The organism is Lysinibacillus sp. COL-1 (genome assembly GCF_059814265.1).
This window is the reverse complement of the sequence record NZ_JCAWSJ010000004.1, coordinates 2,029,355-2,043,885: the sequence shown is the minus strand read 5'-3', so window position 1 is coordinate 2,043,885 and position 14,531 is coordinate 2,029,355. Positions and strand designations below refer to the sequence as shown.

Sequence of the window (14,531 nt, the reverse complement as noted above, 5' to 3'; positions counted from 1 at the left end):
ACAAGGAGTGCTTAACAATGAAAATTCCAACACATTTAAAACATAAACCTGTAATCGTTGCTGAAAACTATGCCAATATCGATGGGCGTACAGCTTATCAAACTGATACACAAGGACTTTCACTTGGGTTGGCACAATGGAATGATCGAGGAAAGGTTGATATTTCTGCGAAGGTTTGGCGACATACAGGTGGCAAATGGTCACGTCAGTCGGAAGAACTACCCCTCCATCGTGTGCTTGACCTCGCTATTCTAGTATGTGAGACACAACTTTATTTTAAGGATGCATACCGCTACGAGCACTTATATGATGAAGCAAACCCTGTTATTAATCGAGTAGGCTTACAAGGTGATGCTATGACTGTGGAAGTATGCACAGAAAATGAACAAATTAAAGAGGATATTCAGCTTTTTCAGCAAGCATTAAATAATGATGGTGAGCTAATCGGTGAACGCCTTCGCTCACTATCACGAATCTTAAAAGAAATGGGTTATTAAAACTCAAGAGGATTTTAACGATGAATGAACAAATGTTACAGGATGATAAAAAACTACGAAAGGCCTTTTTTAATTTCTTAATCCCGGTGATGCTAGCGAATGTACTGCAATCTGTCGGCCAAGTATTTGCGATGTTTATCGTCGGGCGCAATTTAGGTGTCGATGCACTCGCTGCCATTTCCGCATTTTTCCCGTTTTTCTTCTTTTTAATGGCCTTCGCAATTGGCATAGGTTCGGGAAGCTCTATTTTAGTTGGGCAAACGTTTGGGGCTGGTCATCATGAAAAGATGAAAGAGGTAGTTGGGGTAACCCTTGCCTTTACTACGATTTTATCGATTATCGTGGCGCTCTTTGGCGGCTTTTTCATTGAATGGATTTTACGCTTTATGCAAACACCAGCAAATATTTTAGACATGAGTATTAGCTATGCACAAATTTTATTTTTCACATTACCCATTATGTTTTGGTATTTAGTGTATACAACCTTTATGCGCGGCGTCGGTGATTCGAAAACACCCTTTCTCTTTTTAGTAATTAGTGTGGTGTTAAATATTGCCTTCCTCCCACCGCTGGTATTCGGCTGGTTCGGATTACCCGCGTTTGGTTTAAATGGTGCTGCCTATGCTTCTGTGTTATCAAACTTAGTGACCATGATTTTATTATTAGCTTATTTGCATAAAACAAAGCATTTACTACGTTTTGATAAATCCATCTTACAGCATTTTAAATTAAAGAAAGATATTTTAACATCATTATTAAAACTAGCGATTCCATCAAGTATTAGTATGGTTGCCATCTCAGTTGCAGAAATTGCCGTTATTGGTTTTGTCAATGCCTATGGATCTGATGCCACTGCTGCTTATGGCGTTGTCAATCAGGTAGCTAGCTATGCACAAGTGCCTGCGATGAGTATTGCTATTGCTACATCCGTTTTCGTAGCACAGGCTTTAGGAGCGAATTCTACAGAAATGATTAAAAAAATTCGTCAAATGGGTGTGCGTATTAACTATCTTTTAGGTGGCGCAATCATTCTCATCATGTATCTATTTGCAGAGCCAATTTTGGCTTTCTTTATCGATTCACATGATACTGTGCTCATTGCCAAAAATTATTTATATATCGCCTTTTGGAGCTATTTAATATTTGGACATACGCAAACCGTTTCCGCTACGATGCGTGCCACTGGTGTCGTACTATGGCCGACCATCTTCTTAGTCATAACGATTTGGGTCGTGCAAGTGCCATTAGCGTACTTCTTGTCCCACCATACGTCACTCGCATTAAACGGTGTTTGGTTAGCCTATCCAATTACCTTCTGCGTCCATTTCATTATGCAATATGCCTACTTCAAGCTAGGCTGGCAAAAGCGAACATTAAAAGCGATGCTTAGCGAATAAATGACACGGGACATGCAAAAAATGCATGTCCTTTTTGTATCTAACAAAATAACCAGGCACTCAGAAATTGAGCCCTGGTCATTTTGTGAAAAGTGAATGTTACTATTTTGCTTTAGTTTTTTGTATTCTACTAATAGAGTAGTCGTATAGCATTGCGAAAAGTTACAACCAATTTAAAATTTTTTTAGTTCTTTCCTGCAAATAGTGCAAACCATCGTCAGTTGATAAAAATTGACAAACATCAAAAAGGCGTTGGTATTTATGAATAGGATGCAAATAACAATCCTTTTGTAAACTTTCATTCATCTCTCTTATCTAAGCGGCTTTTAAATGCTTAATCTTCCATTCAACACGAGAACGGCTGAACCCGCTATCGCTACTGTTTCGCGTTGGGGTGTTACGTATAAAATACCGCCCCGTTTGGAAAGTTGCTTGCTTACTAGCTGGTTTTTCAATAGTTTTTCACACCAGTATGGCCCAAGTGCGCCATGACTAGACCCATTAACATGATCTTCGTCAATTCCTTGTGCTGGAGAAAAAAAGCGGGATACTATATCAATGCCCTCTTCCCTCGACTTACTGGTCACACATATCCCCCTAACAGGAAATTGTTCCATCGCAGAAAAATCTGGCTCGAAATGTGCAATAAGGTCTTCATTGCTTAGTTCCACGATATAATCCAATTCGGTACTCCCTACATAGATCGGTTTACTTCCTAACCAGTCTTCCAATGCTGGAGGACACACTATTTCATCAATTGGATACGTTTTGATGGCAATTTCCACTCGCTCCTGTTGCCATCTTGCCTGCAAAGGGCCATTTGTTGATTGAAATGTGATGGTCTGATGCTTAGGCACGATCCCCTGCTGCCAAAGCAAAAAAGCACTAGCAAGGGTGCCATGACCACAAATCGGGATTTCTGTCTCTGGGGTAAACCATCTTATCGAAAAATCAAGCTGTTTGTTTTCAATAAAGACTGTTGTCGGGACAGGTACCTCCTGTGCAATTTTTTGCATCGTCTCTTCAGAAACATCTGCATCTACAAGACATATTGCTGCTGGATTCCCTTTATATAGCTCTGTTGTAAAGGTATTTATTATAGAATAGGAAATAGTCGTCATCTTATTCACCTCTTCTCTCATCATAACGCAAACAAGCAAGTGCTGAATATACACACTCAAACAAATAATCATTTTATAAAATAACCACCTTTTGTCTAAGCTAACATTATAAAATACAATGGTAGAGCTTTTGAGTGGAGAAACGATGAAACCATATTTCAAAATTTTAATGATTATTGGATTGACGACCTTACTCGCTGGATGCTGGGATATTACTGAACCACAGAGAATGTACTATATTAATGCAGTAGGTGTAGACTATGAAAACGATGAATATGTTGTCTATTTACAGGTGATTAATTTTGCCGATGTTGCGAAATCGATTCAGCCCAGTGCAGATGTGGCTCCTGCGGAGGTGGGTCGTGCCACTGGTAAAACAGTAGAAGAAGCGATTTACAAATTGTATCGCTCCTCCGATCAGGAAATATTTTGGGGTCATATGAGGTTTCTTCTCTTTTCAGAGCGGGCCATGGAAAATGAACATTTTATTCCAGTCATTGATACATTGATACGTTTTCGCGATACAAGGTACCAGATTTGGGTGTACTGTACAAAAAATCCGGTAGATGAAGTGCTGCTTGTCACACCCATCCTAAGAAATTCTTTGTCCTCATCAAAATTAAGTAACCCGATTAACCCAACTGAACAAGAAACCTTTGTTGAACCCAAAAATATAAGAGATATCGTCATTGGTTTAAATGAACCAAGCCATGAAGTGACCATCCCATATGTGTCCATTAAAGAAGATTGGCAAACAGATGAGGATCGAACAGAAGAAACTTATTTTTCAGGGGTTGGTGTCCTATCAAAAGATGGCTTTAAAGGATTTTTGCAAGACAATGCAGCAAGAGGCAATCAATGGATGCATAACTATACAAATCGCGGTGAGATTACCTTCCAATTAAAAACAAATGGTCAGGAAGAATTAACCGTGAGTATTGAAAAAATTCATGTCGATGTGAAACCACATATCAAAAAGGAAGATGTTTCATTTGAAGTCGAATTAAAAATCAATGCGACCATTAATGGCTTTAAAGGAAAAACAACGGAAAAAGAGCTGGAAAAACATATAATCACACAGGTGAAAAAGGAAATCCATGAAACCTTCAATGAAGGCTTAAAATTAGATGTTGATATCTATCGATTATCAGAGTCTCTTTATCGGGACAACGTCAAAGCATGGAAAAGGTTAGAAAAGGATGGAAAAATTCCATTAACAGAGGATTCTATCAGTAAAATTCATGTGGAAGTAGCTAAAATCAATCCAGGTCGCAAAACATTCACAGAAACTATAAAAAAAGACCGGAAGCCCTAACTTAGGGAATCTGGTCTTAAAAAAATTTTTATTTTATGAGTGAATACATATATGTATCATGTGGCATATTGTTTTGATGCATATATTTTTTTAATAATCCTTCTTGTTCGAAACCTATTTTTTGCAATAGTAGCTGAGAAGCTTCATTTTCTGTAAAAACAATAGCACCAATACGTACTAAATCCATCTCTTCAAAACCATAGGAAATGGCTCTTTTCACAGCTTCCTGAGCATAGCCCTTTCCCCAATAGTCAGGAAATAGTGCGTAGCTGATTTCTGCTCTTCGATGCTCCATTGACCACTCTTGAAAGCCAAGTGTACCAATAATGCCTTCTTGTTCTTTTAATGCAATACCCCATTTAATACCACGTTTTTCGGTAAAATGGTTTGCAAAATTTTTAATGATTTGTTGCACTTGTACTAAGCGCGTTAAGGGTTGTTGCCCATAATGGCGCAAAACTTCAGGATTCGAAAAGCAATCAAGAAGAGCTTGTGCATCAGGACTCCCTAATTCTCTTAATACTAATCGTTCAGTTTGTAATATAGGAAACATAGCATACCTCTTTAATCATGGATTTGTTAAACAAATTTTTTTCGACGAACTATTTCAATCTCTATTTCCATTTGATGACACTTAAAAGGACAAAGCTAATTATCATGTTCTTTTGGTTGCCTATTCCTACAAGCGCTCCTCATCTCCTTTTGCATAAAATCTTACTTCATGTCCACAATAAGTTCTAAGTCAGTCTACTTGAGGTGAGAGGTATGGAGCATTTTCCGCTAATACATACAAATTTTTGGGATGCCGTCATTGCAGTCCCTGTCGTGATGATTGTTACGCAACTAATTAAGAAATTGGGTCATATCAAACCTTTTTGGGTTCCGACCATTGCATTAATCGTCGGCTTATTCATTTCCATTTTCATCAGCCATCGCCACAACCTTCTTGCTGGGCTTTTCATGGGCTGGTTTTATGGCTACGCAGCCATTGGTAGTTACGCTTCATTGAAAACATCTTATATTACCTACAAACAAAAGAAATTCCAAAAACAGAAACATAGCGATCCATAAGAATGTAGCGATTGCAGGAATAGAGACAAAATAATATACTAATATTAACAAATTTGGGGCTACTTATTAAAGTAGCTCCTTTTTAATCAGTTTGCACAATAATCCTGTAATTTTTAATAAAGATAAGAAAGGTTGTTCAGCTATGGAAATGTTCTTTTTCTTTAGTAATTTTTATTTAATGCCCCTCTACGCTTTTTTGTTTAGCTATTACCTTATTAAGCTACTCAAAAAATTCAGTAAGGGACAATACACGACAACGACTGAATCGAGGATTGTCATAATAACCTTTATATTAATTGTTTGGAGTATTAGTTATACACTCGCAAGCAGTCAATAGCTTCATAGGTAATGAGAAGAAAAAGCACTTACACACAAGGGCGATATTCGACCAATGCTATTAAACATTAGAGCCGTTTCCACATAGGCTCTATTTATTTTATAAGGTTTGAGCTGATAATAATGCTGCTTCTATGCCCTTCATGATGTTCATAGCTCCACTCGATTTATTTGAACAGACAACTACTTTGGTTGAGCAGTCAGGATAATAAGCTGAATGGAAGCACACACCTGGATCATATCCCATCACATGATATTTTAAAATAGATTGGTCACTGTTTTTCTTAATCCATACACCATACCCGTAACTATCACTTTCATTCATCTCAACATGAGGTGTTAGCAGTTGTGTTGTGACAGCTTCACTTAAAAGGTCAAAGTTCATCAGCGCGTGCCACAGCCTTGACATATCCTTCGCCGTTACAAATGCTCCTCCATCCGAACCTCCTTTTACAGGTAAGGAGTAGATATTTGTTTTCCATGTACCATCCGGGTTATCTATGTATCCTATTGCGGTATTAGATGGTAGAGAATCTAACGAGAAATAGCCCGATTCCTTCATATTCGCTGGATCAAATACATTTTTTTGCATGTAGTCAGAAAAGTTCATACCAGAAATATGCTCAATAACTAAGCCTAATAAAATATACCCGGCATTGTTGTAATGAAACTTCTCCCCTACTCCATACTTCATTGGTCGATCCTGAAATAAAGGTAAGAAATCACGCAATGTTCGAAGTTGATACATTGGATTTTCAACCCATAATTCTTCAAAATTCTCCATTTCTTCCTCATCAAAATAATCTGCAATTCCTGAAGTATGCGTTAGCAGATGTTCAATAGTAATCTGCTCATCCAAATGCTTAAAATGATGGTTTAAACAGTCACTTAGTTTACTATCCAAAGAAAGCCTTCCTTTTTCGATAAGCTGACAAATAGCAATTGCAGTAAAAAGTTTACAGCCAGATGCAATACCAAAACGCGTTTTTGTGTTATTTTCAATTTGCTCCGAGCGATTTGCATAGCCAAAGCTTTGATTGACTAAGGCAGCCTTCTCTTGATTTTCCACTAGAATTGTTCCCGAAAAATCAAGATTCTGTTGTATGTCCACTATAATATTTTGCAATTTTGTATGCATAGTCATTCCCCTTATTTCTCCAAAGTAACTAAATAATAACTTCTCTTACTAAAACAATACTCTACTACTGTTACCTTGTCGAGAATATTCGCATAATTATGAGGAGAAGGCTGTGCATACTGAGGAATGGCTAAAGGGTCAATTGCTGGTATCCTATCTTTACAAGCACAGAAATTATTACTAGTGATTATTGAATTCACTATGCTTTACATTCTCTTTAATCTATTGCAAATCAAGTCGTCTTTGTTACATGTGGATTGTCTATAAAAATATGAAGCTTGCGCTGAATATACCATTCCATCACGAATAAATTTGGCACCCAACATAACCACGCGATGACGGCATAACTATACTGGAAATTTTCAAAGCCAAATAATACAGTAAATAAGGGGAGGTAGATTCGCAATGTCACTGCCGCAAAGGTTAAAGCATAATTTCTTAGCATCCATTTTTGATGTCCTTGGATGTTTCTTTTTTTAATGTTAGCTAGTGCTTGAAACATTGTGATGAGCCAGCCTATAGATAATAAAGCGAAGCCTAGCTGTGCTACCCATCCCCCAGTTGCGTGAAATGCTAAATAAAGTCCTGCCACACCACCGAACAAAATACTAACCATGTAGATGCTACCTAATCGTTTATGACGTTTCATATTTTTCTCTCTTAAGGTGGAGGACAATGTAAAAGGGCCGATTACGAGGGCTAATACACCAAAAATGATATGAATGTAAAGCATACTATACCAAAAGGAATTCAATGTAGCGCTAAGCATGAGCTTTAATTGAACAAACCCAGCCTGTTGTGCATGGAATACGATATATTGAACGACCGAATAGCCCGCTATCATTATCGCCAAGCCACTTACAATAAACCACCATTTTTTTCTCATTCTGTAGCTCCTTTCTTTTGAAACCTAATATTGCAATTGACTACGCTCTGACATAAAAATAGCCGTTACAGACTATTAGTAGTGCAGTTGTAAAGGCAGGCAAAACGCTACACACCTGGGTATTTTTCACCTAAGCTTGTAATGTGAAACCCAATATTTTTATAAAAATGGACTGCTTCTTCGTCCGTTTCTGCATAAATCGTAGAAAATGAATAGTGTTCTTTCAAATATCGAATCAGCTCACGTCCAATCCCTTTTCCACGATTCGTTGGTGATACAGCAAGATGTTTAATTTCACAGTGATTTCCATCCCTCTTTGCGATTCCGATACACCCCACCATGTCTTGCTCGATGCTATAGCCATATAACTCTCTTTCTGGACTTTCCATATATAATTGGTACTCTCTAGCTACTTTCTTGTCTGAAGTGGCATAGGATAATAGTACTTTCACTTCGGGTTGGATATTGCTTGATTGAATTTGTTTCATAAAACGCTACCTCTCTATTTCTATCAGTAGTCATTGAATAATGTGTCAATTACTATCATGTTCTACCATTTTAATAGTCACCTATTTTATCTATACGAAACCGTTGTTTATCTAATGAATTCAGCTCCTGACCAACCGTCTCTCTCCATTAAAAGCACCTCCATCTAACTACTAAATACCTGTTACAATGATCGTAAAAATAGAAAGAAGGTGTATGATGGACCTATTGTTTGTCATTCTTATTTTTGCTGGGATGTACCAAGTTACATTCTTATCATCGAAGAGCGCCACTAAATCAAAGGGAAATGTATTTAATTTTTGTATGGCTTCCTTTGATGTGAGGGAGTCGATTGGCAAAGGAGGATAAAATAATTTATTACAATAAATAAAGATTGCACTTACTGCCAAAAGAGTTGCTATTAGTAAGCCTCTTTTCATTGTACCGTAAAGCTTCATTTTTTTTACAAATAAATGTATATTTATTTTTTATCTAACAACAATAAAGACCACTCATCACGAGCGGCCTTTAATGATGTATGTCATTCTCATTGTTTATTAGTTAACATTTTTACTACTTCTTTGATTTGCAGCTCTAATGATATTGGATCATTGCCCCAGAATAAATCTGGGTCCAGCTTGAACACTCGGTCATTCTTCACGGCGTCTAGTGACTTCCAAAGTCCCTCACTCTCACCCCATACTTCTGAGATTAAATCTCCCTGATCGATGAAAATATAATCGCCAGCATATTCAGGAATGACTTCGTACGAAACTTGTCGATAGGACTCTTTCCCAATCATTTCCTTCTGTTGTTTCGCTGGTGGCTTTAATTGAAGATGTTTGTAGATGGCTTCACCACCCCTATAGCCTCCGTCACCATAAATATAAAATCCTTTATCTACTACAAAAACGCCCATAAGTGCAAAAGTATCGTCGGGTTTAATAATGTTCGCAAGCTGTGCTCGTGCTTCCTCTGCGGTCTTATCTAAATGCTTAATCCATTGCTCGGCTTCATCTTTTTTGTCCAAAGCATCGCCCAAAAGACGCATTATTTCATAAATATCACCTGAAGAGCTATAAGGGAGCGCAAGCGTAGGTGCGATTTTCTCATACTGCTGAAGAATCTTTTCATCACCCACCCAAGTGATGATTAAATCCGGTTTCAGCTGAACGATTGTCTCCAATGATCTTTCCCCAGTGGTTTCAATGCCATCAATCTGATCTTGAATTACTTTGTTCTCCAAATCCCATTGGGTAGAGCCGATTGGCTTGATACCTAACACAAGTAACTCTGGTAAATAGCCGTCTGTTACAATCCGCTTTGCTTGACGTGGTATTTCAATATCACCACGTTGTGTTTTGATTATTTTTGTAGCTGCTTCTGTTGTTTCAGCTGTTTTGGAAATGTCCTTATTAGTATTGGAATCGGCGCTGTCATTGGCATTGCCACAAGCCGTCAGTATAGCGAGTAAAGCAAGAAATACTATTGATTTTAACACCTTATGTAAGTACAAGATTGTACCTCCTTGTTTGATAATGATTATCATTCGCGATGATATATTCATTATAGAGGCAGTCTTATACAAGGACAACGCCTATAAATTGGATGTTGCATAGGGAAAATTGTTGGATTTAACTTTGATTAGTGAACAATTTTACTATTACATCAAGTTGAATCTCCAAAGACAGACCATCATCAAACCAAAATTCATTAAGCTTAAGTAAGTGTAATTGGCAGCCTTGTTCATACACTAACTGCTGCCACACGGAACGCTGCATCAGTTTGGTGCGGAAAGATTCTGTATCATCAGTAGGTACGATCAAAAACATATGATTGGCCGCATACAGGGGCAAATCCTGCTCTTTAACTTTCAGATGTTTACCAGGTTGAAGTACCTCCTGTTGAATGGTCTGAGGAGCTCGTAGTCCTAATAGCTGGTATAAAGTGTAGGCGGAGCGCACCGATAGATAAGGGATCAGCCATAAGTTATCGTGACTTAATTCAAAGATACCTGCTGTTGAGCCTGACTGAAGAAATGGTGTGATGACTTTTCTTGCCTCTATGGCGGACTGCTGTAGCTGCGCAATCCAATCTTCAGCCTCTTGTGTTCGCCCAAGGAGTGTCCCAAGCAGTCGCACCTCTTCAAGCTTGTCTAACTGTCCCCATGGAATCGTCAGAACAGGAGCAATTTGTTCGAGTGCTTTCATTACTTCAGGGTAGTTATAAAAATAGGTTGGTGCCACGATTAACTCCGGGGCTAGTTGATGTATCACTTCTATTTGGTCAAAAGATTCTATCTCTACTATGTTCGGCAATCGTCTGTGCAATAGCTGGGATGATTGAAGCAGCTCTCGTGTTGTAGCGAGAGGCTGAATTCCCAATGCGAGTAATGCCCCAAGAAATTGTATACTAACGATACGGTTGCTCTGCTTCCTCTTGCGAAAGCTACTAGGTGAAAGATGAACATACTTGGTGAAAGTTTTTCCCAAATACGAGCCGTCTGCAAATCCTGTTTTCAACGCAATATCCTGCAATTTGTCATTTGTTCCAAGTAGCATAAGCTTCGCTTGGTCAACCCGAATTTGATTCACATACTCAGCAAAGCTCCACCCTGTTTCCTTCTTAAACAGCGAGGAGAAATAGCTTTCGTTAAAGCCTGTCATGTTGGCCATAAAAGAACGTGTTAGCGGTGCTTCAAAATGTTGTTTGATATATGTAACAGCCTGCTGAATAGCTTGATCGTTCGTCACAAAACTGTTATCAATACTCTTTCTTTCAAAAATCGTATCGAGGAACTCGTGCAGAAGCAAATGGAGCTTAGGGGCAGCATTTAGTTTCTGCGTTTGAGAAAACTGCCCTATCAAATTTTTCAGCAGCCCTACCGCATATCGAGGAAATTCCATGACCTGCCCATGCGCAGGCAAATGGGCTGTATCAATCACATATAATAACGCTTCTTTCTCACGTTTAGCCAATCGATAACTATTAAATGAGATGCTGTAAACTGGCGCAAATCCTTCGCTAGTGCTCGGGACGATATGGCTGTCCTTCTCTGGGTACAAAAGCAAGACGAATTGCCCTTTTCCTATACGACAAGTACGTTGCTCTGTTCGAATAACTATCGGTTGTGTAGGAATGATAATCATTGGAAATAACCCTGTCAGCGTAGCGGGACTCAGTGTTCCCTCGTCCGCTAGAAGTCTTAAATCCAGAAGCTCATATGTTAGCATCTTCCTAGACCCTCCCCTGTCATATATAGTGCTGAATATTATTTTAAAACAACTAAACTATAATCTACCATAAAAAATCCAAAAGGCTTTTAAAATCAATCAGCTTTGCTTATATATGGTATATTCTCGATATTTGGAATTTTTCAACAAAACCCGTTATTAATAATAAGGTGAAAGCATTGATGGGCATACTGCTAGAAGGAAATACAAGCCCAATATACTGAAAGAAATTCCTTCACCTAATAGGCAAAATGCTGATTTTGGAAGTTTATCTTTATCACTTTCATCAAACCATCCTATACAACCACCATATTTTTCAGAAGTATTTGAATTAGGTGAACGTACAGTAAGCCCAATTCTGTACGCATATAGTATCACTATATGTTAGGAAGGGTGTTCGTGTGGAGAAAAAACATCAATCTTTAAAAAAATTCAAGCTAAAATCAAATCCAAATTGTCATTGTCGTTGTTGCTGTCCTTGTTGTCGTTGTAAATGTAAACCACCATTTTTACCGATACCACCAAGTTGTAACTATCTCGTATATGTGACAGACGCTGGTCAGCTAGTATTGCCTGATAATAGAGTATCTGTGATTGATACGGCGACAAATACGATAGTCGCAAACATACCCGTAGGATCTGCTCCTCTCGAAGTAGCGATTACACCAAACGGAGCATTTGGTTATGTTCCAGCGCTCTTCTCGGATAATGTTACGGTCTTTAGTACTGCCACAAACACACCAATCGCTACCATTCCAGTAGGGGTTAATCCTTTAGGTGTCGCCATTTCACCGAATGGAACACTTGCTTATGTATCCAATCATGGATCTAACACGGTATCTGTTATCAATACAGCCACTAATACTGTAACCGCAACTATCCCAGTAGGGCTCCAGCCTCAAGGCATTGCTTTTACTCCAAATGGCGCGTTTGCTTATATTGCAAACGAAAATTCAAATTCAGTATCTGTTATCAATACAGCTACTAATACGGTGGTCGCTACAATCCCTGTCGGCATTCGCCCAAGATCCATTGTTTTCACATTGAGTGGACAGTTTGCTTACGTGACAAATGAAAATAGCAACACCGTATCCGTCATTAATGCTGTAACCAATACAGTAGTTGCTACAATCCCTGTGGGCACAGGACCTGTAGGAACAGCCATTACACCAGATGGAACACTTATTTACGTTGTCAATAAAGGTAGCAATACGGTTTCGGTTATCAATATAGCTACTAATACGGTGATTGCTACAATTCCTGTAGGATCATCTCCTGACCAAGTGACGATTTTGCCTGATGGAACATTTGCCTATGTCACGAACCAAGTGGACAATACAGTGTCTGTTATCGATATAGCGACCAATATGGTCATTGCTACAATCCCTGGATTTAACGGTCCTACTGGTATAAAAACGGGCACCATCTGCAACTAGCTTTTGACACCCTTGGCGAACAAGAAGTAGCAAGTCAAATTAAAGAAAAAGCAACCAACTCTAGACGACCATCTTAATCAAATGGTCGTCTAGAGTTGGTTGCCTATATCATGATGTAATGAGCGAATGCTAAAACGTTGAATGCTCATCTAGTTTTGGAATAGTAGTAAGTCTCATTCGTTTTTACCATTTATATACTATTTTATGTTCCTCTATGTTACCATCTATAATAGACAAAATGTTTATTTAGCAAATAAGCAGAATGACTAAAATCATTTATCAATAAAATTAGAGGGTGTGCAATTAATGGGGTTCTTTGATAGGTTTTTAAAAAAAATAGAGGCTGTTAATAAAGAAGAAGTTGCTGTTGCTGAACTTGAATCCGAGTTTTATTTAGAGTCTGCACTGGATGAAGCAAATCAATTTTGGGTGGAAATAGCACAAAATCTTATCGTGAACGCAGTTAAGGCAACTGTGAAGGGAATGTCTCTCGAGGAAGTAGAATCCATTTTAGGTATAGGTGAATTTGGAGGAGATATGACTACACCCAATGCTACAACAGAGACCTATTGGTATGAAGGAGCTAGTGGCGGTTCTGCTCAATTAATTTTTTATAACGGTACATTAGGCATGAAAGAAGAATTTGGTCTACAATAATGAGTTTTCTATTATTTAAACAGGACTTGCTAATGGCAAGTCCTTTTGTTATGCTCGCACAGGCTCTCTCACATATCAGTCCATAAACCGCTTGCTGTGTCAATCCAATAAAGCCATTAATGCAAGGTTTTAATGTAACAGCAGAGAGCAAATTACGTAACTAATTATCCATCTTAATGTATCTCGATTCGCTCAATGCTGTTCTGTGGCACTTGAAAAAGAAGAAGCACACCAGCTTATTGATACAACGGTTATTTATGGTAAAATTAGGTGGTATTTAGTTAATAATTTTATTCAAAAGGGGATTTAAAATGAAGAAACCGATTTTATCAATCGCTGTATTTTTACTAAGTTTTTTCTCATTACTTATTTCGCTTAAATTATTTTGGAATTTAGGTATTTATGTTGATGAGTATGGTACAAGTCCTTCTATTGTTAGTGGTGGAGAATTTTGGCATTCCATGGATTGGTTAAGATTATTTTTACTGTTCCTGCTGTGCGTAGTATCGTTTATCAGTATTTTTAGTACGAATCAAAATAAGAGTAATTAAAGTAATAGCCATTATTAAAAATTAAAGAAGGATGAAGGAATTATATGAAATTGTTTAGAGGAATTTGGGGTATATTATTATGCTTATATGGTGTAGCTTTATCTATCAAATATTTCCAGAATGTCAGTGAAGGATGGAATATAATCCTTCATGCTTTATCTGGGAGTTTATGTATTTTAGGAATTTTACTAATTAGTAAAGCGATAAAAATGAAAGTGTAATCAGAAGTGACTTTCAACCTATCCAAAAATTAAAATAGCAGTCGTTACAGACAAGTCCTTATGTAATGCTTCCTCAAATCACTTCGATTTAAAAAGCCCATTAGGCTCTGATTTACTCAGTCACCTAATAGGCCATTCATATAAGTCTTTAAAGGTTAGTCCTTTGAAATTTAGTCCAATTCAATA

At 37.9% G+C, this 14,531-nt stretch carries 13 protein-coding genes and 1 pseudogene; 7 read left to right on the top strand and 7 right to left on the bottom strand.

The features are described 5' to 3' along the window. Positions 1–17 precede the first annotated feature (17 nt). On the top strand, positions 18–497 hold the full coding sequence (locus tag AC6BKE_RS18515; RefSeq protein ID WP_036126112.1) for a DUF6530 family protein: 480 nt from the start codon (positions 18–20) through the stop codon (positions 495–497). Positions 498–517: 20 nt separating this feature from the next. Then, positions 518–1,894, top strand: a complete 1,377-nt coding sequence (locus AC6BKE_RS18510) for an MATE family efflux transporter (protein WP_058844454.1) — start codon at positions 518–520, stop codon at positions 1,892–1,894. Between the two features lie 326 nt (positions 1,895–2,220). Here the strand turns inward: AC6BKE_RS18510 and AC6BKE_RS18505 are convergent, their stop codons facing one another. Beyond that, a complete protein-coding gene (locus tag AC6BKE_RS18505) occupies positions 2,221–3,015 on the bottom strand; it encodes a PhzF family phenazine biosynthesis protein (RefSeq protein ID WP_036126117.1) in 795 nt (264 codons plus the stop codon). A 145-nt stretch (positions 3,016–3,160) separates the two neighbouring features. Between AC6BKE_RS18505 and AC6BKE_RS18500 the strand changes: the two genes are divergently transcribed. Next, positions 3,161–4,330 (top strand): Ger(x)C family spore germination protein, encoded by a 1,170-nt coding sequence (locus AC6BKE_RS18500; protein WP_342545187.1) that lies wholly within the window; start codon positions 3,161–3,163, stop codon positions 4,328–4,330. A 28-nt stretch (positions 4,331–4,358) separates the two neighbouring features. On the opposite strand, the gene AC6BKE_RS18495 is transcribed toward AC6BKE_RS18500, so the two are convergent. Beyond that, the gene (locus AC6BKE_RS18495) at positions 4,359–4,883 is read right to left on the bottom strand and encodes a GNAT family N-acetyltransferase (protein WP_499857631.1); all 525 of its coding nucleotides are present in this window, start codon (positions 4,881–4,883) and stop codon (positions 4,359–4,361) included. A gap of 212 nt (positions 4,884–5,095) precedes the next feature. Here AC6BKE_RS18495 and AC6BKE_RS18490 point away from each other — a divergent pair, with 212 nt between their 5' ends. Next, positions 5,096–5,401: a hypothetical protein gene (locus AC6BKE_RS18490; protein WP_089933644.1), complete on the top strand. Its 306-nt coding sequence runs from the start codon at positions 5,096–5,098 to the stop codon at positions 5,399–5,401. Between the two features lie 436 nt (positions 5,402–5,837). Here the strand turns inward: AC6BKE_RS18490 and AC6BKE_RS18485 are convergent, their stop codons facing one another. The 5 genes from AC6BKE_RS18485 to AC6BKE_RS18465 form a co-directional block, all read right to left on the bottom strand. Beyond that, complete coding sequence (locus tag AC6BKE_RS18485; protein WP_499857629.1) at positions 5,838–6,875, bottom strand: serine hydrolase domain-containing protein; 1,038 nt, start codon at positions 6,873–6,875, stop codon at positions 5,838–5,840. A 232-nt stretch (positions 6,876–7,107) separates the two neighbouring features. Then, on the bottom strand, positions 7,108–7,761 hold the full coding sequence (locus AC6BKE_RS18480) for a DUF2306 domain-containing protein (RefSeq protein ID WP_499857627.1): 654 nt from the start codon (positions 7,759–7,761) through the stop codon (positions 7,108–7,110). Between the two features lie 107 nt (positions 7,762–7,868). Continuing rightward, on the bottom strand, positions 7,869–8,249 hold the full coding sequence (locus AC6BKE_RS18475; protein ID WP_499857625.1) for a GNAT family N-acetyltransferase: 381 nt from the start codon (positions 8,247–8,249) through the stop codon (positions 7,869–7,871). A gap of 545 nt (positions 8,250–8,794) precedes the next feature. Continuing rightward, the gene (locus tag AC6BKE_RS18470) at positions 8,795–9,763 is read right to left on the bottom strand and encodes an ABC transporter substrate-binding protein (RefSeq protein WP_342535677.1); all 969 of its coding nucleotides are present in this window, start codon (positions 9,761–9,763) and stop codon (positions 8,795–8,797) included. A 118-nt stretch (positions 9,764–9,881) separates the two neighbouring features. Then, positions 9,882–11,480, bottom strand: a complete 1,599-nt coding sequence (locus tag AC6BKE_RS18465) for a helix-turn-helix domain-containing protein (protein WP_499857623.1) — start codon at positions 11,478–11,480, stop codon at positions 9,882–9,884. A 488-nt stretch (positions 11,481–11,968) separates the two neighbouring features. On the opposite strand from AC6BKE_RS18465, the pseudogene AC6BKE_RS18460 reads away from it, so the two are divergent. The 3 genes and pseudogenes from AC6BKE_RS18460 to AC6BKE_RS18450 all read left to right on the top strand — a co-directional run. Beyond that, positions 11,969–12,916, top strand: a pseudogene (locus AC6BKE_RS18460) (beta-propeller fold lactonase family protein); the annotation flags it as partial. A gap of 306 nt (positions 12,917–13,222) precedes the next feature. Further along, positions 13,223–13,573, top strand: a complete 351-nt coding sequence (locus AC6BKE_RS18455; RefSeq protein ID WP_499857621.1) for a hypothetical protein — start codon at positions 13,223–13,225, stop codon at positions 13,571–13,573. Positions 13,574–13,884: 311 nt separating this feature from the next. Then, positions 13,885–14,124: a hypothetical protein gene (locus tag AC6BKE_RS18450; protein ID WP_036126137.1), complete on the top strand. Its 240-nt coding sequence runs from the start codon at positions 13,885–13,887 to the stop codon at positions 14,122–14,124. The last annotated feature ends 407 nt before the right edge of the window (positions 14,125–14,531 follow it).

What these genes read in the sequence shown, in the direction of transcription:
- AC6BKE_RS18455 (WP_499857621.1), top strand. Translation starts at nt 13,223, where the DNA reads ATGGGGTTCTTTGATAGGTTTTTAAAAAAAATAGAGGCTGTTAATAAA.
- AC6BKE_RS18450 (WP_036126137.1), top strand. Translation starts at nt 13,885, where the DNA reads ATGAAGAAACCGATTTTATCAATCGCTGTATTTTTACTAAGTTTTTTC.
- AC6BKE_RS18475 (WP_499857625.1), bottom strand. Translation starts at nt 8,249, where the DNA reads ATGAAACAAATTCAATCAAGCAATATCCAACCCGAAGTGAAAGTACTA.
- AC6BKE_RS18495 (WP_499857631.1), bottom strand. Translation starts at nt 4,883, where the DNA reads ATGTTTCCTATATTACAAACTGAACGATTAGTATTAAGAGAATTAGGG.
- AC6BKE_RS18490 (WP_089933644.1), top strand. Translation starts at nt 5,096, where the DNA reads ATGGAGCATTTTCCGCTAATACATACAAATTTTTGGGATGCCGTCATT.
- AC6BKE_RS18505 (WP_036126117.1), bottom strand. Translation starts at nt 3,015, where the DNA reads ATGACGACTATTTCCTATTCTATAATAAATACCTTTACAACAGAGCTA.
- AC6BKE_RS18480 (WP_499857627.1), bottom strand. Translation starts at nt 7,761, where the DNA reads ATGAGAAAAAAATGGTGGTTTATTGTAAGTGGCTTGGCGATAATGATA.
- AC6BKE_RS18500 (WP_342545187.1), top strand. Translation starts at nt 3,161, where the DNA reads ATGAAACCATATTTCAAAATTTTAATGATTATTGGATTGACGACCTTA.
- AC6BKE_RS18515 (WP_036126112.1), top strand. Translation starts at nt 18, where the DNA reads ATGAAAATTCCAACACATTTAAAACATAAACCTGTAATCGTTGCTGAA.
- AC6BKE_RS18465 (WP_499857623.1), bottom strand. Translation starts at nt 11,480, where the DNA reads ATGCTAACATATGAGCTTCTGGATTTAAGACTTCTAGCGGACGAGGGA.
- AC6BKE_RS18510 (WP_058844454.1), top strand. Translation starts at nt 518, where the DNA reads ATGAATGAACAAATGTTACAGGATGATAAAAAACTACGAAAGGCCTTT.
- AC6BKE_RS18485 (WP_499857629.1), bottom strand. Translation starts at nt 6,875, where the DNA reads ATGCATACAAAATTGCAAAATATTATAGTGGACATACAACAGAATCTT.